Here is a 237-nt window from a genome sequence, read left to right as displayed (position 1 = left end):
AGGTAGTCTGCCAGACCCGTCAGTAAATCTTTTTGTGCTGGTGCTCTGAAACCCACTGAATAATTCAGACTGTTTTCCAGGCTGATACCGTCATGCGGACATCCCGGCGGAATATACAGTATGTCACCTGGTTCGGTAATAACGTCAATGCAGGCGTTAAAAGGGCTAACCTGTAACAGCCGCGGGTGAGGGCAGAGTTGTTGTAAAGAGGGATCTGGCATGCCGACCCGCCAATGC

1 protein-coding gene is annotated in these 237 nt (G+C 51.1%); it reads right to left on the bottom strand.

What is annotated here, in order from left to right:
- Positions 1-221 (bottom strand): JmjC domain-containing protein (locus tag R0J87_RS24575; RefSeq protein WP_498889655.1); only part of this gene is annotated, 221 nt, incomplete at its 3' end.
- Positions 222-237: the final 16 nt, after the last annotated feature.

The organism is Halomonas sp. SIMBA_159 (assembly GCF_046536035.1).
In the GTDB taxonomy this organism is placed as follows: domain Bacteria; phylum Pseudomonadota; class Gammaproteobacteria; order Pseudomonadales; family Halomonadaceae; genus Vreelandella; species Vreelandella venusta_A.
This window is presented reverse-complemented; position numbering and strand designations above follow the sequence as displayed.